Below are 19609 nucleotides of genomic sequence, written 5' to 3' on the forward strand. Positions count from 1 at the left end.
GCCGCCATGCAGTGGCAGCCCGCGTGTGTACGTTCTTCTTCTGGTTTGGCGACCCGCCCCAAAACGGGTCGCAATTCAGCACCGTGAGGTGCGTGTGACGGCGCGGATTCTCACTGCGCTCTTACGCGGAAACAGTGCCGCCGCGTGACGGATACTTTCACTTCCTCACGTCACACAAATAATGTGATCTGGCTCACATCGCCATCATCTTGTTTTCACAGGGAAATCACGATGCATCCGCGGAATTCGGCTGAATGCGCGAAATTTCAAATCCGTGAATTTATTCTGAACGAAATTTATACATTCAGACCGTCAAGCGGTAGCCACTTCCCCGTACTGCGCGGATCGGCAGGGTATGGCCGGTGGCCATCCGCACGCGGTTGCGCAGCCGGTGGACGAGCACTTCGATGCGGTGCGGGTCGAAGCTCCAGGGCTGGTCGGTCAGGGCTTCGATCAGGCGCTCACGCGCCACCGTCTCAGAGGGGGACGAGAACAACAGGGACAGAAACGCCCGTTCTGCTTCGGTCAGGGCCAGCAGGCTGCCCCCCGGCGCGCGCAGGTCCCAGGCATCGGATTCCAGCATCCAGCCCTGTTCCGGCAGGCGGGCGGCACTGGCCTCCACCACCTGCGCCGGCTCGCCGGGCAAGCGACGACGCAGGCTATACAGCTTGGCCGCCAGCACGTTGGACGATGGCCGCTGCGGCAGGCAGGCGTCGGCGCCGGCCCACAGGCCTTCGGCCACCGCCTCGGGGGTGGCCGGGTCGACCAGCAGGACCACGCCGAGGTCATCGCGACGGCGCAGGTGGGCCACGGTGCGGGCCACGTCCTCGCGGATCTGCGAGGTGTCGATCAGCACGATGTCGCACGGCACGATGGCCAGCTCGCGGTACAGCGCGTCGATGCTGTCCAGCGCATGCACCTGCGCGCCATGCCAGACCAGCGGCTGCACCACATCCAGGCTGCCGACGATCCATATCCGCAGTGGCGCCAGGGCCAGCTCCCGCTCGACGCCCACCATGATGTTGTCCTGTTGCTGCACCGATCACTCCTGTTCGAAGGCATACCATTGCCTACGTATGTCGGATTCTAGCCCAGCGTAATACCAGTTACGGGAGGGTACATGTGTCAGAAGATTAAACAGTAACGGGGCCCGTAGGCCCCGTTACAGTTCTGCCGGTGCGGCCGGGCTTACTGCGCCGGCACGCCCATCTCCTGCAGCAGCGCCGGTGCCGGGTAGACCTTGGCCAGCAGCCAGCGCAGGTAGCGCATGTCCACGTGCACGGCACGCTTGTAGCGCGGGTCGAACCACCAGCTGGCGCTGACCGACTCCCAGTTGGAATCGAAGTTCAGGCCGATCAGCTCGCCCTTGGCATTGAGCACCGGCGAGCCGGAGTTGCCGCCGGTGGTGTCCAGGTTGGTCAGGAAGTTGACCGTCTGCGTCTTCAGCGCCGGATCGGCGGTACTGCCGAAGTCACCCTTGGCGATGGCCGCCAGCAGCGGCTTGGGCGCATCGAACGGCACCGTGTTGGTGTTCTTCTCGACGATGCCGGCCACCGTGGTCACCGGCGAATAACTGACCGCGTCGCGCGGGTGCAGCGCCTCGACCTTGCCGTAGCTGATGCGCAGCGTGCTGTTGGCATCCGGGTAAACCGCCCGGCCCTGCTTTGCACGCCAATCGAACAGCGCCTGCATGTACGACGGCCGCAGGCGCAGCTGCTCGCCCTCGCGCTCCTTGCTTTCGCGCTCGGCGTTGAGCTGCGCCATCACCAGCGCCGACGCCACCGACACCAGCGCGTCGCCCTTGATGAATCCCCCCTTGCGCGCGGATTCAAAGCGCGACAGGCGCTGCGCCTCGTCGCCCAGGCGGGTCTGCGCGTACATCTCGTCCAGGTGCCGGGCCAGCTCAGCCGGGGTACGGCCGAACAGGTTGTCGTAGTGCGCGTCGCGCTGTGCATCGGGCAGCTGCTGGTAGCGGGTCAGCAGCGCGGTGAGGATGGCCTTCTCCACCGTCGGGTCGTAGCGACGCTGCACCTGCTTGAGCACGCCTTCGATCAGCGCCTGGTCGCGCTGCTGGTAACCGCTCTCGCGCTCGGCGTCGGGCTTGGCCGATTCGATGCGCAGGCGTTCGAGCAGCATGGCCGAGCGCAGCAGCTGGGTCTGGCTGGACATCAGCGTCACCAGGAACTCGCTGGCACCGGCCTGCTCACCGGCCGCCAGCGAGGCGAACAGCGCATCGATGTCGGCGTTGTACTTGCGGTCGGTGGCGGCCAGCATCGCCTGCTCGTCCTGCGCACGCTGGGTCTTGGCATCGCTGCGCAGCAGCCCTTCCAGCTCGCCGGCGGCGCGCTTGCGGTTGTTCTTCAGCGACTGCAGCTGCGAGGCGTAGCGCGTGCGTGCATCGGCATTGTCCTTGCCGATCGCCTCGATGGTGTCGATCAGCTGCTGGAACACCGCCACGCGGCGCGGCAGCACCGTATCGATCTGGTTGGCGAACTCGGCGGCGGTGCGCAGCCGGTAGGTGGTGCCCGGGTAACCGGCCAGCATCGCGTAGTCGCCTTCCTTCGGCCCGTCCAGCGACATCGTCAGGTGTGCCGGCGGGTGGTATGGCACGTTGTCCTTGCTGTACGGCGCCGGCTTGCCGTCCTTGCCCACGTAGGCACGCAGCAGGGTGAAGTCACCGGTGTGGCGCGGCCACATGAAGTTGTCGATCTCGTCACCGTAGTTGCCGATCGCGCGCGGCGGCGCATAGACCAGGCGGATGTCGGTCAGCTCCAGCTGGCGGATGCGGTAGAAGTCGCTGCCGTAGTACATGTTGGCCACCGAGCAGCGCACGCCGCCTTCGGCCTCGCAGTCGGCGACGATGCGCTTGCGCGCATTCTCCACCGCATCGTAGTAGGCGCGGCCGGTCTTGCCGCGTGCGTCCTTGAGCACGTCATCGGTGACCTTGTCGAAGCCCACCGTCACCAGCACGCGGTAATCCGGGTTGGCCGCGCGTTCGTCGGCGCGCCCCTGGGCGATGAAGCCCTCGTCGATGATGTTGTGTTCCTTGCTGGCGTTGTACTGGATCACGCCATAGGCCACGTGGTGGTTGGTCAGCAGCAGGCCGTCGCCGGAGACGAACGAGCCGGTGCCGCCACCGACCCGCACCACCGCGCTCAGCGGCGGCGCGGTGACGTCGGCCAGTTCGGCCGGATTGCCCTTGAACCCCGCGTCCTTCAGCGTGCCGGCCAGGTCAGGCAGCTGCGTCGGCATCCACATGCCTTCGTTGGCATGGGCGGCGGTGGCCAGGGACATGCCCAGCGCCAGGGCGGCGGCAAGCGGTTTGCGGGTCATGGGTACTCCAGCGGAATGCAGAACAGGGCCAGACAGTAGCCGTGCCAGCCAACAGCGGCAACCGCCAGCGGTCATGGTCGGCGCCCCGATGCCCGCGCCGGCATGCAGGCCCGTGCCGCATGTCGATCCATCACCCGGTTGCACGGCGTGTTTCCGCATCGCGGTGGCTTGCCTACAATCGCAACGACAACTTGAACAGGGGCATCAGGGATGATCGTCGGCATTGATCTGGGCACAACGCACTCGTTGATCGGCATGCACGGTGCCGACGGCCCGGTCCTTTTTCCAAACCCGCACGGCCAGGTGTTGACGCCTTCGGCGGTCAGCGTCGCCGATGGCGCGGTGCTGGTCGGCCAGGCCGCACGCGACCGGCTGGTCAGCCATCCCGGCGACAGCGTGGCGCACTTCAAGCGCTGGATGGGCACCGACCGCGAGACCCGGCTGGGCAGCCACCGCTTCCGCCCGGAGGAGCTGTCCGCGCTGGTGCTGCGCGCACTACTGGCCGACGCCGAAGCCGCGCTCGGCCACAAGGTCGAGGAGGCCGTCATCAGCGTGCCGGCCTATTTCTCCGACGCGCAGCGCAAGGCAACCCGCACCGCGGGAGAACTGGCCGGCATCCGCGTCGAGCGCCTGATCAACGAGCCGACCGCCGCGGCCCTGGCCTATGGGCTGCAGGAACGCGAGCGCGAGGGGCGCATCCTGGTGCTGGACCTGGGCGGTGGCACCTTCGACGTATCGATCCTCGAGCTGTTCGACGGCATCGTCGAGGTCCATGCCAGCGCCGGCGACAACTTCCTCGGCGGCGAGGACTTCCTGCAGGTACTGGCGCACGCCTTCCGGCAGGACATGAAACTCGACCCGGCGACGCTCGATGCCAGCGAGCAGGCGCAATTGCTGCACCGCCTGGAGCAGCTCAAGCGCGAGCTCAGCGCGCGCAGCGCGGTTGACCTGCAACTCACGCTGGGCGGCCGCGAGCTGCACTGGCATCTGGATGAAGCCCGCTATGCGCAGCTGTGCGAACCGCTGCTGCAACGGATGCGCACGCCCATCGAACGCGCCATCCGCGACGCGCGGCTCAAGCCCGAGGCACTGGACGACATCATCCTGGTCGGCGGCGCGGCGCGCATGCCGATGGTCGTGCGCCTTGCCACGCGCATGTTCGGGCGCCTGCCACTGCGCCATATCCACCCGGACCAGGCCATCGCCCTCGGCGCGGCCGTCGCCGCCGGCATGAAGGCGCGCGACAGCGCGCTGCGGGAAGTGGTGCTGACCGATGTCTGTCCCTACACACTGGGAACGCAGGTGTCGCGGATGGGCCCGGACGGCAAGGAGCGCACCGGCTACTTCCATCCCATCATCCAGCGCAACAGCGTGGTTCCGGTCAGCCGCGAGGACGTGTTCCATCCGGTGCATGCCGAGCAGAAGGTCCTGCGCTTCGATGTCTACCAGGGCGAAAGCCCCACGGTGGACAGGAACATCAAGCTCGGCGAACTGCAGATTCCGCTGACCAACCACGGCAACGAGGACCGCTCGGTCACCACCCGCTTCACCTACGACGTGGACGGCATCCTGCAGGTCGAGGTCACCGAGAACGCCACCGGCAAGCGCCACGAGCTGGTGCTGGAGCAGAACCCCGGCGTGCTGGCCCCGGACCAGATCCAGCAACGCCTGCAGGCACTGCAGGCGTTGAAGGTGCACCCGCGTGACCATCAACCCAACATTGCGCTGATCGCGCGCACCGAGCGCCTGTACTCCGAACACGTGGACCAGCGCGAGCAGTTGCAGGGCTGGCTGCTGCAGTTCCGCGAGGCACTGGAAAGCCAGGACTCGCAGCGCGTGGAGCGCCACCGGCGCGAACTCGGCCGGGCACTGGACGAGCTGGAGGGACTGCAGTGAACTGGGCGCTGGAAGTACTCGAGCTCGACGCCAGCGCCGACGAGCGCGCAATCAAGCGCGCCTATGCCCGGTTGTTGCGCAGCAACCGCCCGGACGATGACGCCGCGGCCTTCCAGCGCCTGCACGAGGCCTACCAGACCGCCCTGCACTGGCAGCGCCATCAACAGGCGTTGGCGACCACCGACGCCGAAGCACCGGACAATGACCAGGACCCATGGCCGACGGCGCAGCCGGATGCAGGGGAGATCATCATCGAGCCGCAGTCGTTGGCCGACGTGCTGGCCGGTGCCGCACCCGCGGCCGTCGCGCCCACCCACCCGTACGCCGAACCGACCTGGTTGGCGCAGGACGATCTGGTCCTGCCACCGGCCATCGACCTCGACGCGCTGGTCGCGCGCATCATCGACGCCGCCGGCACGCAGCCACCGGACCGCTTCCAGGTTTGGCTGGACACGTGCCCGGAGCTCTGGTCGCTGAGCGGCAAGGCCGATGCCGGTGGCGAGCTCCTCGGCCGCCTGTACCACGGTGGCGACGCCATCGGCGGCGCCAATTTCGATCTGCTCGCCACGGCGTTCGGTTGGGACCAGGTGGGCACGCATGTCGACCCGGACACGCTGGCCGGCATGCGCGAGACGCTGCGCCAGCGTTGGATCTGGCAGGCGGGCAACGAAGCGGCGTTGGCACTGGAACTGCAGACCGACCAGGACGCACCGGCGACACTGCCCGACACACGGCGGTGCCGCACGCTGCTGACCCGTCCGTGGCACCACCTGCAGGCGCTGCTGAGCGCGGCAAACCCGGCCCGCCTGCACATGATGCGCAATGCGCTGCGGCACCTCGGCGACGCGGCCGCTTTCCTGCCCTGCCCGCCGTTGCACGAGATGCAGGTCAGGTTCTGGCGCGCGGTCACCGATGACGGTCGGCTCAGCCAGGATCGTGTGCTGCTGGGGTTGATCCGCGGCATCGGCCTGTCCGCACTGTGGTTGCTGCTGCCCATTGCGGTATACGTGATGAAAGCCAGCGCCGACCTGGATGCAGGCCTGGGCTGGCCATCGCCAGGTGAGCTGATGCCATTGGCCCTGACCGGTACGGCGGTCACGCTGCTGCTGGGCATGGGTGTGCTGCCGTGGAAGTTGCTGATGCATTGGCTGCCCACGCCTGCAGCGATGCGGCTGTGGCTTCCGCTGCTTGCCGTGGCCGCCATCGCGCTCAGCTCCACGCCACTGGGATTCCTGGGCATGCTGTTGGGCGGTGCCGCGCTGTGGCTCGCCGTGCGGCGTGCGCTGCGCGCCTCGGCGCGGCTCAACCAGATGCTGCCGCTGCTGGCGATCGGCCTGTTCTTCGCCGCGCCGTTCGTCATGCGCGGCTTGAACCTGTCCTACGGCGCGCTGAGCGGCGGCCTGACGCTGGGCCTGTGCCTGTTCGACCTGGGCCGCCTGCTTCGCACGCGCGGCGAGCGGATACCAACGGAAGACGCCCCGTAGTGCCGAGCCACGCCCGGCACGCATTTCCCCGGTAACGCCGGGCGCGGCATGGCGGCGCGCCCGGCCCATCCCCGGCGATGCACGGCCGGGGGCTTACTTCTCCGTGCGCCAGTTCACCGAACCACGGTTTTCCACCGTGCTCGATTCCACTTCGATGTCGAAGCCGCGGCGCAGCAGGTACTTGAGCGTGATCACCGAGCCGCTGCCGACCAGCGAGACGCCGTAGCCGACGTAGAGCTTGGGCGTGATGTACTTGCCCACGCCGATCACCGAACCGCCCAGGGCACGCGACTGGCTCACGCCGGCGTCGTCCAGGCCCAGCTTGGCACCGACCTGCGCGGCCAGCAGGCCGCTGCCGGCCGACAGCGCCGCCGAGGCCGCGTTGACCTGCTGTGCCTGATCACTGCTGGCCATGCTCAGGCTGCGGCCCAGCACCAGGTAGGCCAGGGCTTCGGACTGGGACATGGCCGGCTCCGACCACACGTCCACCTTCGGCGCCTGCGCGCGGCCGGTGACGTGGATGCCGGCGGTGACGTCGCCGATCTCGCGCTGCGCCTTGATGTTGATGCGCGGGTCCGAGACGATGCCGTAGTTCCACAGCAGCGTGCCGTCGGTGATGGTCAGGTCCTGGCCGTAGGCCTTGTAGCGACCGCTCACTTCCAGCCCGCCGTTGGCGGTCATCTCGCGGCCCGGGCGCGCGCGCACCTGCATGCGTCCGGTCAGCGCGCCCTTGAGGCCGAAGCCGTTCATCCGGACCTTGTCGCCGAGGCTGACGGTCAGGTCCATGTCCAGCGGCGAGGACGGCGCTTCCTCCGGGTCCACCGGGTCCAGCACCACGATGTCCTCCGACACCGAGGTGCCGCGGTCCAGGCGCTCCAGGTCCAGGTCGGCCTCCGGCACATGCACGCTGCCGCGCAGTTCCATCGCGGTGCCGGCCAGGGTGAAGTTCAGGTCCGGGTTGGCCACCACGCGCATCTCGCTGGTGTTGGCGAGCAGCACGTTGTCACCGTGGATATGCAGCTGCAACGGCTGGGCATCGCCGAACCACGACAGCCCGCCGTCGATCTTCAGCGCGCCTTCGCCGCCGGTCTTGGCCGAGGCGCTGATGCGCGCCGAGCCATCGGGCTGCGCGGTGAAGTTGCCCACGCCTTCGCTCAGGGTCAGGCCAAGCGCGGGGAACTCGCCGGTGAAATCGCTCAGCTTGGCCTCACCGCCCAGCGTGGGCTGCGAGCGCGTGCCGCGCAGGCTCACGTGGCCTTCGACCAGGCCCTTGGGCCGCACCAGGTCCGGCGAGAACAGCTCCATCCAGTACAGCCGCGACATGTTCAGGTACAGCTCGCCGTTGAGCGCGGCGTTGGGCTCCCAGCCGGTCTGCACCTTGGCGTCGATGAAGCCATCGCCCTGGAAGCCGACACCGAGGTAGCCCTTGATGCTGTTGGGCTGCATGTCCACGTTGATCGAGAAGTGGTCGTAGCGCACCAGTTCACCGCGGGCGTTGTCGCCCAGGCGGATGCCACCCTCGGCCGAAGCCACCTTGAAGCTGCCTTCCCAGGCATTGCCACGCGGGCGGATGTTGCCGTCCAGGGTGATGTCGCCCCGCAGATGGATGCGGCGGCCCGAGTTCGGCGGCAGCCACGGCTGCACCAACGCCAGCGGCAGTGCATCACCGCGCAGCAGCAGGCCCTCGCGCGGCCAGTTGGCGGCCACGCACAACGCGCCACCGGTGTCCGAGCCCAGGCAGGCATCGCCCAGGGTGAAGGCGCTGCCCTGCACGCTGAACGCCGCGGGCTGGCGCAGCTGCCACGGTGCGCCCTTGATCGGCGCGATCCGCAATACCCCCAGTTCGCCACGCCACGCCTGCCCGGCCTGGCGCACGCTGCCACTGAGCGCGAGCGCGCCCAGGTCGTTGCGGGTCTCCGCGTCCAGCTGCAGGTTCTGCACGCTGCCGCGTGCATCCACGCGCACGTGGTCGAGCAGCATGCCCACCTCCAGCGCGCTGCCCTGCACCTGCAGGTTGCCGTTGTCGCCGGCCCACGGCAGGCGGCCGTTGATGCTGACCTGGCCGGCCTTCCAGTCGTCCCATTGCAGGCTGCTGCCCTGCAGGTTGGCGGTGATGTCCGGCTGGCTGGGCGTGCCGCGCAGTTGCACGGTGCCGGCCAGGCTGCCGCTGCCGCCGGGCAGCAGGTCGGACAGGTGCAGCGGCTCCAGCCGTGCATCCACGTCGATGCGGTCGCCGACCTTGCCCTTGGCCTCGATGCGGCTCTGGCCCAGCACCAACCGCACGTCGCCCTCGCCCTGCGTCCCCTGCACGGCCAGCTTGGCGCGTGCGTCGACGCTGCGGCCACGCAGCCGGCCGCTGATCTTCGGCGCATCCAGCGTGGCCTCGAAACGCAGGTCCTCGGTGCCGGCCGGCGACGGCAACTGCTTGCCGCGGGACGCCAGCGTGCCGGACAGGTCGCCGTCCCAGCCCGGTGCGAAATAACCCGGGTCGAAGTTGGCCAGCCGCGCATCCACGTCCCACGCCAATGCGGGGGCCCAGGCGGCCGAACCGGCCAGCTCCAGCGCCCCGCCCGGCGTGGTCGCCTTCAGGTGTTCGATCTGCGCCTGCTGGTCATTGCCGCGCACGTCGAAATCCAGGCTGGCGTCCTGCTGGTCGCGGGCCACGTCGGCCTTGCCGATCGCCGCCCATTGCTTGAGGTTGCCGGCCACGCCCAGCCGCGCCTCCTTCAGGTGCATCGGCACCGGCGTGCTGTCCGGTGCGGTCGGGTCCGGCGCGGGCGTCCAGGTCAACTGGTTGGCCACCACCGCGAAGCGGAAGCCGGGGTTCTGCGCATCGGAGAAATCGGCCTTGCCCTGCAGGCGCACGGTGCCGCCGAAGGCCTCGGCCACCAGCGGCGCGACGGTCAGCACCTGGTTGTCGATGCTGACATTGGACGGCGCCAGCACCAGTTCCTGTTCGCCCTGGCGCACGCGTCCCTGCAGCTGCGCGTTGCCGCCACGGCCCCGCGCGGTGAAGTCCAGCGCCAGCGGTGCGGGCGCTTCGGCCATGAACTGCGCGGGCACCAGTTGGCCCAGGTCCAGCTCCTCGCTGCGCGCGGCCAGCTTCCAGACCGGGTCGTTGCGACCGTCCAGCACCAGGCTGGCGTGCAACGGCTTGGGCGCGTAACCGGCCAGGGCCACTTCCATGTGCGCCAGGTCGCCGCGTGCCACCAGCCCCAGCCGGGCCGCGGCCTGGCCCGGTCGCGGCGGCATCAAGGCACGCACGGTCAGGTCGGTCCGGTAGTCCTTGCGCGGCAGGTAATGGCCGTCGATGCGGAAGTCCCCCAGGTTGCTGTTGACCTTGAGCTGGGTGGCGGTGAATTCGCCATCGGCCGCCTCGATGCCCCCGCGGACGCGGGTGATGTCGATGATCGGTTCCTGCAGCTGGGTGATGCGCAGGCCATCGACCACGATGGTGTCCGCCTGCAGCGCGAGCGGCAGCTCGATGGCCGGCAGCACGTCCGGCCAGCGCGGCAGTTCGAATGGCTTGTCCTCCGACGGGCCCAGCTCCAGGTGCGCGTCGCGGATGCGCAGCGCGTCCAGGCGCAGCTTGCGGCCCAGCAGCGGACGGATGTCCGGGTCCAGGTAGGCTTCGGCGGCGCTGAAATGCAGGTCGTCGTAGCGGAAATCCAGGTCGTGCAGGATCAGCGGGCCCGCCAGCGGGCCCTCGGCCTTGCTCCAGGTCAGCGACGAGCCGGCCGGCAGGCGTGCCACCACCTGCGCCAGCAGCACTTCGCGGCCGGCCACGGTCTGCAGCAGCCAGTACAGGCCGAACAACCCCAGCAGCACCAGCACGGTGAGGGTGATGCCGCTGCGCACGGCCAGCGTGCGCATGCGCGCCCTGCGCCGCCCCCGCAGCTCGGCGATGCGCGCCTCGCGCTCTTCCGGGCTCACCTCTTCCGGACGCCGGCTCACAGGTCCGCTCCGATGTTGAGGTACAGCTGGAACTGCGAATCAGGGCTGTTCAGGCCGTGCGCGATGTCGATGCGCACCGGGCCCACCGGGGATTTCCAGCGCACGCCCAGGCCCACGCCGGTATGCAGGTCGATGGTGTTGTCGAAGGCGCTGCCGGTATCGACGAACACCGCCGCACCCCACGGGCCGCCGCCGAAGTAATGCTCGTACTCGGCCGAACCGACCACCAGGTTCTTGGCACCCAGGGCGAACTTGTCCGGGGCCGGCGTGCGCGGGCCCACTTCACGGTAGGCGTAACCGCGAATGGAGCGGTCACCACCGGCGAAGTAGCGCAGGCTGGGCGGCATCGCCACCAGGTCGCTGGTCCAGGTGGTGCCGGCCTGGCCGCGCAGGATCAGGCGGTCACTCTCCCCCACCGGCACGTACCAGCGCACGGTCGCATCGGCCTGGACGAAGCTGGTGTCCGAGCCGACGCCCTCGATGCCGGCGCGCATGGTCGCGTTGCCGCTCAGGCCCCGGCGCGGGAAGCTCTTGTCGTCCACGTCCACGTAATCGGCGGTCAACTGCGGGTAGACCAGCGTGGAGTACTGGTACACGGCGCTGTTGAACTGGTTGCCGGAGCTGTAACGCCAGCGCTCGCGCAGGGCGTTCATCGAGACGATGGCATTCCAGTGCTCGTTGATCTCGCCGCTGCGGCTGGCGATCAGCTTGAAGTTGCGCAGGTCGATGTAGTCGGTCTGCTCGTCATAGACGCTCACCGCGTAGGTGTACCAGCCATCGAGCCAGCGGAAGCCCGGCACGCGGTAGCTGGTGATCAGGCTCTTGCGCTTCTGCGCGTAGTCGACCTGGGTGTTGAGCTTGTGGCCACGGCGGTTGACGTAGCGACGCTCCACGCCACCGCGCACACCGGCACCGCTCTCGCTGCCGTAGCTCAGGCCCGCGGTGTAGATGGTGCGCTTGGCACGGGTCAGCTTCACGTCCACCGGCACCTCGCCGCTCTCGTCGGCCTGCTCCGGGTGCGGCTGGATGTCGATGACGCTGAAGTAGTCCAGCTTGGTCAGGGACTCGCGCAGGCGGTCCAGCTTGCCTTCGTGCCAGTAGCTGCCCTGCTCCCAGTACACCAGCGGCTCGAACAGGTCCTGGCGGAAGTAGTCCTGCTGGAAGTTGATCGGCCCCATGTTGTAGCGGCGGCCGCTGTCCCAGGTGAGGAAGATGTCGGCGGCGTTCTCGGCGCGGGTGACTTCCACCTTGCGCTGGGTGAAGTCGGCGTCGAAGTAGCCACGTTCGGCCAGGCGGCGGGTGATGGTGATCTTGCTGGCTTCGTAGTTGACCGAGTCGAAGGGTTGGCCGCGCTTGGGCTGGAACGCCTCCAGGTCCTCCATCAGGTAGCGGTCGCGGCCGGCCGGGCCGGTGATGGCCAGTTCTTCCTGACGGACCCGGATCTGCTCGCCCTTCTCCACGCGCACGACCACGCGCACGTTGTCGCCCTCGCGCGGGCTTTCGATGGTGATGTTGGGGTTGTAGAACCCGAACGGCTCCAGCGCCTTGCGGGTCTGGCTCTCGGCCTGGGAGAGCAGGTATTCCAGCCGGGACTCGCCCTGCTGCTTGCCGATGACGTCATAGAGCGAGAGCGAGGCCTCGATGTTCTCGATCATCTCGGCGTCGTCGCCCTTGTCCAGGCCCTTGATTTCGACTTTCTGGATGGTGCCGCGGGCATGGGCAAGGGGCGCCGCCAGAAACAACGCGGCAGACAGGAGAAAAAGGGTGATTCGGGAAGGCTGCATGCACGCCAGCATACCGGGCTGGAGATGACTGGCAAAATCACAATGTGGCGGTTTTGCCACATGTGAAAGCGATGTAAATCCCCGGCGCGCTTGTGCCGGACGTCACCCGTGGGCCCGCACTGCCGATCAGGCAGCAGCGGCCCCGGCCGCGAAGTCAGCAGCCCCTGCAACACCGACAACCGTCGCAACCTCATCGGCACACCGGCCCTTGCATGGACCGCCTTCGTGCGTGCTTCGCGGCCGGGGCCGCTCCTGCCGGAAGAAGAACGACGAAGGCCCGCTCGTGCGGGCCTTCGTCTGCGGCATGTCGCCCGCGATTAGTTGGACAGGTGCTCGATCGCCGCGACGCTGCCCAGGCGGTCACCCAGCGTGCGCAGCAACGCCAGGCGGTTGCCGCGCAGCGCCGGGTCCTCGGCGTTGACCATCACCGCATCGAAGAACGCATCCACCTGCGGGCGCAGGCGAGCCAAGCGGCCGAGCACGGCCACGTAGTCCTTGTGGTGCAGGCTGGCGCCGGTGTCGTCGATGGCCGCGGTCACCGCCTCGGCCAGCTCGCTCTCGGCCGGCTCGCGCAGCAACGCCGGGTCGATCATGCCCGGGATGTCGCCCTCGGCCTTGCGCAGGATGTTGCGGATGCGCTTGTTGGCCGCGGCCAGCGCCTCGGCTTCGGGCAGCTGGGCGAAGGTGCCGATGGCGTCGATGCGGCGGTCGAAGTCGTACAGCGAGGCCGGCTTCAGCTCGGCCACCGCGTTGAAGTGGGTGGCCGGCACGCCCTTGTCGGCGTAGTAGCCCTTCAGGCGGTCGATGATGAAGTCGTACAGTTCACCCGCATCGGCCTGCACCTTGCGGTCGACCAACCCAGCATTCGCGGTGGCCAGCAGTGCGCGCAGGTCAAGGTCGAAGCCGCTCTCGATGATGGTGCGCGCCAATCCCAGCGCATTGCGGCGCAGTGCGAACGGGTCCTTGTTGCCGGTCGGCTTCAGGCCCGCGGCAAAGCCGCCGGCCAGCGTGTCCAGGCGCTCGGCGATGGCCAGCACCTTGCCCAGCGGGCTCAGCGCGATGTCGTCACCGCCGAAGCGCGGCTGGTAGGCCTCGTCGATGGCCAGCGCCACGGCGGGCGACTCGCCACCGGCCACGGCGTAATGGCGGCCGGCGATGCCCTGCAGCTCCGGGAACTCGTTGACCATGCGCGACTGCAGGTCGTTCTTGGCCAGCTCGGCGGCACGCCGTGCCTGCGCCAGGTCCACCTCGACCTGGGCGGCGATGTGCTGGGCCAGCGTCGACACGCGCTGCACCTTGTCGGCCACCGTGCCCAGCTTGGCCTGGTAGGTCACGCTCTTCAGGCCCTCGCCCATCGCGGCCAGGCCCTGCTTGAGGTCCTCGTCGAAGAAGAACTTGGCATCGGAGAAACGCGGACGGATCACGCGCTCGTAGCCCTTGGCCACCTCGGCCACGTCCCTGGACTCGATGTTGGCGATGCCGATGAACTTCTCGGTCAGCTTGCCGCCGTCATCCAGCACTGGGAAGAACTTCTGGTTGATCTCCATCGTCTCGATCAGCGCTTCCTGCGGCACCGCCAGGAACTCGCGCTCGAAGCTGCACAGCACCGCCGACGGCCACTCGACCAGGTTCACGACCTGCTCCAGGTTGTCCTCGGTGATGCGCGCCACGCCGCCGGCCTGCGCGGCCGCGGCATTGACCTCGGCGACGATGCGCTCGCGGCGCGCGTCGGCATCGACCAGCACGCTGGCGGCCTTCAGCGACTCGACGTAGTCGTTCGGGTGGCTCAGCCACACCTGCTTGTCGGCCATGAAGCGGTGGCCACGGCTGAAACGGTCCGATTTCAGGCCCAGCAGTTCGGCCGGCACCACGTCATTGCCATGCAGCACCACCAGCCAGTGCACCGGGCGGGCGAAGGCGTACTCGTGGTTGCCCCAGCGCATCGGCTTGGGGATCGGCATCGCGGCGATGGCCTCGCGCACGATCTCCGGCAGCAGCGCGGCGGTCTGTGCGCCCGGGCTGACCGAGCGCAGCACGAAGCGCTCGCCCTTGGCGTCGGTGGTGCGCTCCAGCGCGGTCCAGTCGATGCCGGCCTTGGCGGCGAAGCCCTGCAGCGCCTTGGTCGGCGCGCCGTTGGCATCCAGCGCGATGTTCAGGTACGGGCCGAACACCTCCGAATGCTGCTCGGGTTGTTCGGTTTCCACGCCCGGCAGCAGCACCGCCAGGCGACGCGGGGTGGACAGCGGCTTGGCGCCCTCACGGTCAAACGCGATGCCGCGCTTGGCCAGCCCGTCGATCACGCCATCGAAGAAGGCCTGCGCCAGGCCCGGCAGCGCCTTGACCGGCAGCTCTTCCACGCCCAGTTCGATCAGCAACGGCTGCATGCTCATGCCTGCACCTCCTTGGCGGCCACCGCTTCGATGCGCTTGGCCTCGTACAGCTTGGCTACGGCCATAGCCAGCGTGCGCACGCGCAGGATGTAACGCTGGCGCTCGGTCACCGAGATGGCGCGGCGTGCATCAAGCAGGTTGAACGAATGCGAGGCCTTGCAGACCTGTTCATAGGCCGGCAGCGGCAGGCCGGCCTCGACCAGCTTCTGCGCTTCCTTCTCGCAGGCGTCGAAGCGATGGAACATCTCTTCCACGTCGGCGTACTCGAAGTTGTAGGTGCTCTGCTCCACCTCGTTCTGGTGGTAGACGTCGCCGTAGCTGACCGGCGTGCCGTCCGGGCCGTAGGTCCAGACCAGGTCGTAGACGTTGTCGCAGTTCTGCAGGTACATGCACAGCCGCTCCAGGCCGTAGGTGATCTCGCCCAGCACCGGCTTGCACTCCAGGCCACCGGCCTGCTGGAAGTAGGTGAACTGGGTGACCTCCATGCCGTTGAGCCAGACTTCCCAGCCCAGGCCCCAGGCGCCGAGGGTCGGCGATTCCCAGTTGTCCTCGACGAAGCGCAGGTCGTGCACCAGCGGGTCGATGCCCAGCGCCTTGAGCGAATCCAGGTACAGCTGCTGGATGTTGTCCGGGCTCGGCTTCATCGCCACCTGGTACTGGTAGTAGCGCTGCAGGCGGTTGGGGTTCTCGCCGTAGCGGCCGTCGGTGGGACGGCGGCTGGGCTGCACGTAGGCCGCGTTCCAGCTTTCCGGGCCGATCGAGCGCAGGAAGGTGGCCGGGTGGAAGGTGCCGGCGCCCACTTCCAGGTCCAGCGGCTGGATCAGCACGCAGCCCTGTTTTGCCCAGAAATCGTTGAGGGTCTGGATCAGGCCCTGGAAGGTGATTGGAACGGTGGGGGTCGCGGACATGCTGCCTGAGCCATGCGAAAGGGGTGCGCTAGTATAGCGAGCGGCCGCTCTTTGGCCGCGCCAGCAAGGGGTTCGGGGTGGAGCAACAGGCTGCAGGCAGCGCGCAGATACCACCGGTTCCGGTGCCGATCACGCCCGGTAAGCTGCAATTCTCCAACGTCGCCGCCGCCCTGCTGGGCGATGGCCTGGTGGCCGCGCACGACCAGGAGCGGATCCGCTTCTCGGCCCAGGGCGCGCGCAATCCCAGCGAGATCCATCCGCTGGTGCTGCTGGCCAACCTGAAGCTGGCCGCCGCGCCACCGGCCCGGGGCGAGCTGGCGCTGGAGCGGCTGACCGAATGGCTGGCCGGCCGCACCCACACCCGCTACCTGCGCATCGACCCGACCCGGGTGGACGTGGCCGCCGCCACCGCCGTGGTCTCCCACGCCTATGCCCGCCGCCACCGCATCCTGCCGCTGGGCGTGGACAGCGAGCGCGTGCTGGTGGCCACCAGCGAGCCTCTGGCTCGCGACTGGGTGCCGGACCTGCAACACCTGAGCCGGCGCCGCATCGAGGTGGTGCTGGTCAACCCGCTGGACCTGCATCGCTACACGATGGAGTTCTTCGGCGTCACCCGCTCGATCCGCAATGCCCGCAACGATTCACGGGACGGCGGCAACGCCACCACCCTGCCCAGCTTCGAGCAGCTGGTCGAGCTGGGCAGCTCCGGCGACGTCAACGCCGACGACCACCACGTGGTCAGCATCGTCGACTGGCTGCTGCAGTACGCCTACGAGCAGCGCGCCAGCGACATCCACATGGAACCACGGCGCGACATGGGCCGGGTGCGGTTCCGCATCGACGGCGTGCTGCACAAGGTGTTCGAGATGCCGCCCTCGGTGATGACCGCGGTGGTCAGCCGGGTCAAGGTGCTCGGCCGCATGGACCTGGCCGAGCGCCGGCGCCCGCAGGATGGCCGCATCAAGACCCGCTCGCCGGGCGGGCGCGAGGTGGAGATGCGCCTGTCCACCATGCCCACCGCGTTCGGCGAGAAGTGCGTGATGCGCATCTTCGACCCGGACTCGGCCTTCAAGAGCATCGAGCAGCTGGGCTTCAGCCCGGAGGAAGCGGACGGCTGGAATGAACTGGTCGCCCGCCCGCACGGCATCGTGCTGGTCACCGGCCCGACCGGCTCGGGCAAGACCACCACGCTGTATTCCACGCTCAAGCGGCTGGCCACCCCGGACGTGAACGTGTGCACGGTGGAAGACCCGATCGAGATGATCGCGCCGGAATTCAACCAGATGCAGGTGCAGGCCAACATCGACCTGGACTTCGCCGCCGGCGTGCGCACCCTGCTGCGCCAGGACCCGGACATCATCATGATCGGCGAGATCCGCGACCTGGAGACCGCGCAGATGGCGGTGCAGGCCTCGCTGACCGGCCACCTGGTGCTGTCCACCCTGCACACCAACGACGCGCCCTCGGCGATCACCCGCCTGCTCGACCTGGGCGTGCCGCACTACCTGATCGGCTCCACCGTCAACGGCGTGCTCGCCCAGCGCCTGGTGCGCACCCTGTGCCCGCACTGCAAGGTGCCCGACACGCTGGAAGCGGCCGATTGGGCCCCGCTGCGTGATGCCCATGACGCATTACCTGATGTCATCACCGCATATGCGCCGGTCGGCTGCCTGGAGTGCCGGCGCACCGGCTACATGGGCCGGATCGGCCTGTATGAGCTGCTGCCACTGGGTTCGCGGCTGCGCGCCCTGATCACCCGCGACATGGACCTGGCCGGATTCAGCCGCGCCGCACGCGCCGAAGGGCTGCGTACCCTGCGCCGCACCGGGCTTGAAAAGGTGGCGCAGGGGCTGACTACAATCGAGGAAGTCCTGTCAGTACTGCCTCCCGCGGAATGAAGTCCCAGCCGTTCCTGATCGTTGAAACCGGGCAACCGTTCCCGACCCTGCGCCGTTACGGGCGCTTCCCGCACTGGATCCGCGTCGCCGCCGGGCTGGAGGAAGCCGAGACCGTGGTGGTCAACGTCGAGCACGGCGAGGCGCTGCCGGACCGCGGCGGGTTCGCCGCCACCATCGTCACCGGTTCGGCCGCCTTCGTCACCGACCGCGCCGACTGGAGCGAGCGCAGCGCCGACTGGCTGCGCGATGCCGCCCATGCCGGCATGCCGCTGCTGGGCATCTGCTATGGCCACCAGCTGCTGGCCCACGCACTGGGCGGCGAGGTGGCCTACAACCCGGCCGGGCGCGAGTCCGGCACGATCCGCCTGGAGCTGGAAGCACCGGCCGCGGTCGATCCGCTGTTCGCCGGCCTGCCGGCCACCTTCCCGGCCCACGCCACCCACCTGCAGACGGTGCTGCGCGCCCCCGAAGGCGCCACCGTGCTGGCGCGCTCGGTGCAGGACAACTGCCACGCCTTCCGCTGGGGCGAGCAGGCCTGGGGCCTGCAGTTCCACCCCGAATTCGCCACCCACCACATGCGCGGCTACGTACGCGCACGCGCCGACTGCATCGCCCGCCATGGCGGCTGCGCACGCAGCGTTGCCCGCGAGGTCAGCGCCGCGCCGCTGGCCCGCCAGCTGCTGCGCCGTTTCGTGCGCCACGTGCGGCGCAGCGAGCACCACTAAGCAGGGGATACGCGACCGGGGCGGTTCCCCGGCGTGGCACGTTCCCTGCTGCCATCAGAAGCCCCCTCCCCAACCCTCCCCTTGCCTGCGGCAAAGGGAGGGGCAGGAGCGAGGCGTTGCCACGACCTGTAAAGCGCGCGCAAAGCCACTCCCTCCCTTTGCCGCAGGCAAGGGGAGGGTTGGGGAGGGGTGCCTGGCTCCGGCGCCGCACCGTCCCATCCGCTCATAACGCCACGACACGTTTCAAGCGATAATCCGCATACGTCGGCATGACCGACGCTCCCCCCTGTTTCGGAACTGCAATGAGCGAGATTCGCAAGGTGTCGGCCTCCGCCGGCGCGGAATGGCTGCTGACCGGCTTTGGCCTGCTCAAGCGCGCGCCGCTGGCGCTGGGCTCGCTGGGCATCCTGTGGGGTCTGGGGACCTCGCTGGTGCTGTCGCTGTCGCTGCTGGTGCCCGCGCTGGGCACGCTGCTGCAGTTCCTGCTGCTGCTGGCCGGCCCGTTGTTCATGGGCGGCCTGCTGTGGGCCGTGCGCGAAGTCGACCAGGGCCGCCCGGCCCGTCCGGCACACCTGCTGCAGGGCGTGCAGGAAGGCCGCGCGCCGCACCTGCTGGTCGCCCTGCTGCCGCAGCTGGTGGGCGCGTTGCTGCTGGGCACGCTGCTGCTGGTGCTGGTCGGCGGACCGTCCGGCTTCCAGCACCTGTCCGAGGTGATGCTCAAGCTCAACGAGCTCAGCCAGTCCGGTACGCAGCCGGACCCGGCGCAGATCGAGGCGCTGGTCGCCACCCTGCCGGCCGGTCGCATCCTGTTGTGGCTGCTGCTGATGCTGGCCACCTTCGCCGCGTTGACCCTGGCCCTGTTCGTGATGCCGCCGCAGGTGATGTTCCAGCGCGCCACCGGCGTGCATGCACTGCGCCAGAGCCTGCGCGCCAGCATCCACAACCTGCCGGCGATGCTGGTGTTCTTCGTGCTGGCCTTCATCGCCATCTTCGCGATCTATTTCGCGGTGATGATCGTGGCGCTGGTCATTGGCCTGATCGCCGGCCAGGCCGCGGCGATGGCCGTGGCCCAGCTGTTGTTGATGGCGGTGCTGATGCCGGTGTTCGCCGGCGCGGTCTACGCCGCCTGGAAGCAGATGCTGGCCCCGGCCGATGCCGGCAGCACGCCGCCGCCGTCCAGCGGCCACGTGTTCGAGGCCTGAGTTTCGACCCGCCTCCCGGCCCGGCAAGGGCGGGA

At 68.7% G+C, this 19609-nt stretch carries 11 protein-coding genes; 5 read left to right on the plus strand and 6 right to left on the minus strand.

Annotation, left to right across the window (positions count from 1 at the left end):
* Positions 1-304: 304 nt before the first annotated feature.
* Positions 305-1039, minus strand: coding sequence for a winged helix-turn-helix domain-containing protein (locus tag AC06FE_RS15615; protein WP_192287140.1), 735 nt, complete (start codon positions 1037-1039; stop codon positions 305-307).
* Positions 1040-1188: 149 nt separating this feature from the next.
* On the minus strand, positions 1189-3333 hold the full coding sequence (locus AC06FE_RS15620) for a S46 family peptidase (RefSeq protein ID WP_478073559.1): 2145 nt from the start codon (positions 3331-3333) through the stop codon (positions 1189-1191).
* A 210-nt stretch (positions 3334-3543) separates the two neighbouring features.
* On the opposite strand from AC06FE_RS15620, the gene AC06FE_RS15625 reads away from it, so the two are divergent.
* Both AC06FE_RS15625 and AC06FE_RS15630 read left to right on the plus strand, forming a co-directional pair.
* Complete coding sequence (locus AC06FE_RS15625; protein ID WP_478073560.1) at positions 3544-5229, plus strand: Hsp70 family protein; 1686 nt, start codon at positions 3544-3546, stop codon at positions 5227-5229.
* Positions 5226-6713, plus strand: coding sequence for a hypothetical protein (locus AC06FE_RS15630; protein ID WP_478073561.1), 1488 nt, complete (start codon positions 5226-5228; stop codon positions 6711-6713). The genes AC06FE_RS15625 and AC06FE_RS15630 overlap by 4 nt, the downstream gene beginning before the upstream one ends.
* A 93-nt stretch (positions 6714-6806) precedes the next feature.
* Here the strand turns inward: AC06FE_RS15630 and AC06FE_RS15635 are convergent, their stop codons facing one another.
* The 4 genes from AC06FE_RS15635 to glyQ all read right to left on the minus strand — a co-directional run bounded on the left by AC06FE_RS15635 (position 6807) and on the right by glyQ (position 15749).
* Positions 6807-10586 carry a translocation/assembly module TamB domain-containing protein gene (locus AC06FE_RS15635; RefSeq protein ID WP_478073624.1) on the minus strand — a complete coding sequence of 1260 codons (3780 nt, stop codon included), beginning with the start codon at positions 10584-10586 and terminating at the stop codon, positions 6807-6809.
* Between the two features lie 77 nt (positions 10587-10663).
* Entirely contained in the window at positions 10664-12463 is a 1800-nt protein-coding gene (locus tag AC06FE_RS15640; RefSeq protein ID WP_132863976.1) for an autotransporter assembly complex protein TamA, read from the minus strand.
* A 305-nt stretch (positions 12464-12768) separates the two neighbouring features.
* The gene (glyS, locus tag AC06FE_RS15645) at positions 12769-14841 is read right to left on the minus strand and encodes a glycine--tRNA ligase subunit beta (RefSeq protein ID WP_478073562.1); all 2073 of its coding nucleotides are present in this window, start codon (positions 14839-14841) and stop codon (positions 12769-12771) included.
* Positions 14838-15749, minus strand: coding sequence for a glycine--tRNA ligase subunit alpha (glyQ, locus tag AC06FE_RS15650; protein ID WP_478073563.1), 912 nt, complete (start codon positions 15747-15749; stop codon positions 14838-14840). Before glyQ ends, glyS begins: the two co-directional genes overlap by 4 nt.
* Positions 15750-15856: 107 nt before the next feature.
* Between glyQ and AC06FE_RS15655 the strand changes: the two genes are divergently transcribed.
* The 3 genes from AC06FE_RS15655 to AC06FE_RS15665 all read left to right on the plus strand — a co-directional run bounded on the left by AC06FE_RS15655 (position 15857) and on the right by AC06FE_RS15665 (position 19574).
* A complete protein-coding gene (locus tag AC06FE_RS15655) occupies positions 15857-17647 on the plus strand; it encodes a GspE/PulE family protein (RefSeq protein WP_478073625.1) in 1791 nt (596 codons plus the stop codon).
* A complete protein-coding gene (locus AC06FE_RS15660) occupies positions 17644-18372 on the plus strand; it encodes a glutamine amidotransferase (protein ID WP_478073564.1) in 729 nt (242 codons plus the stop codon). The genes AC06FE_RS15655 and AC06FE_RS15660 overlap by 4 nt, the downstream gene beginning before the upstream one ends.
* 302 nt (positions 18373-18674) lie before the next feature.
* Positions 18675-19574, plus strand: a complete 900-nt coding sequence (locus AC06FE_RS15665; RefSeq protein ID WP_132863982.1) for a BPSS1780 family membrane protein — start codon at positions 18675-18677, stop codon at positions 19572-19574.
* Positions 19575-19609 lie beyond the last annotated feature (35 nt).

The sequence above is a fragment of the Stenotrophomonas sp. Steno-C18 genome, assembly GCF_056393195.1.

What these genes read in the sequence shown, in the direction of transcription:
- glyS (WP_478073562.1), bottom strand. Translation starts at nt 14,841, where the DNA reads ATGAGCATGCAGCCGTTGCTGATCGAACTGGGCGTGGAAGAGCTGCCG.
- AC06FE_RS15635 (WP_478073624.1), bottom strand. Translation starts at nt 10,586, where the DNA reads ATGCGCACGCTGGCCGTGCGCAGCGGCATCACCCTCACCGTGCTGGTG.
- AC06FE_RS15620 (WP_478073559.1), bottom strand. Translation starts at nt 3,333, where the DNA reads ATGACCCGCAAACCGCTTGCCGCCGCCCTGGCGCTGGGCATGTCCCTG.
- AC06FE_RS15660 (WP_478073564.1), top strand. Translation starts at nt 17,644, where the DNA reads ATGAAGTCCCAGCCGTTCCTGATCGTTGAAACCGGGCAACCGTTCCCG.
- AC06FE_RS15625 (WP_478073560.1), top strand. Translation starts at nt 3,544, where the DNA reads ATGATCGTCGGCATTGATCTGGGCACAACGCACTCGTTGATCGGCATG.
- glyQ (WP_478073563.1), bottom strand. Translation starts at nt 15,749, where the DNA reads ATGTCCGCGACCCCCACCGTTCCAATCACCTTCCAGGGCCTGATCCAG.
- AC06FE_RS15665 (WP_132863982.1), top strand. Translation starts at nt 18,675, where the DNA reads ATGAGCGAGATTCGCAAGGTGTCGGCCTCCGCCGGCGCGGAATGGCTG.
- AC06FE_RS15640 (WP_132863976.1), bottom strand. Translation starts at nt 12,463, where the DNA reads ATGCTGGCGTGCATGCAGCCTTCCCGAATCACCCTTTTTCTCCTGTCT.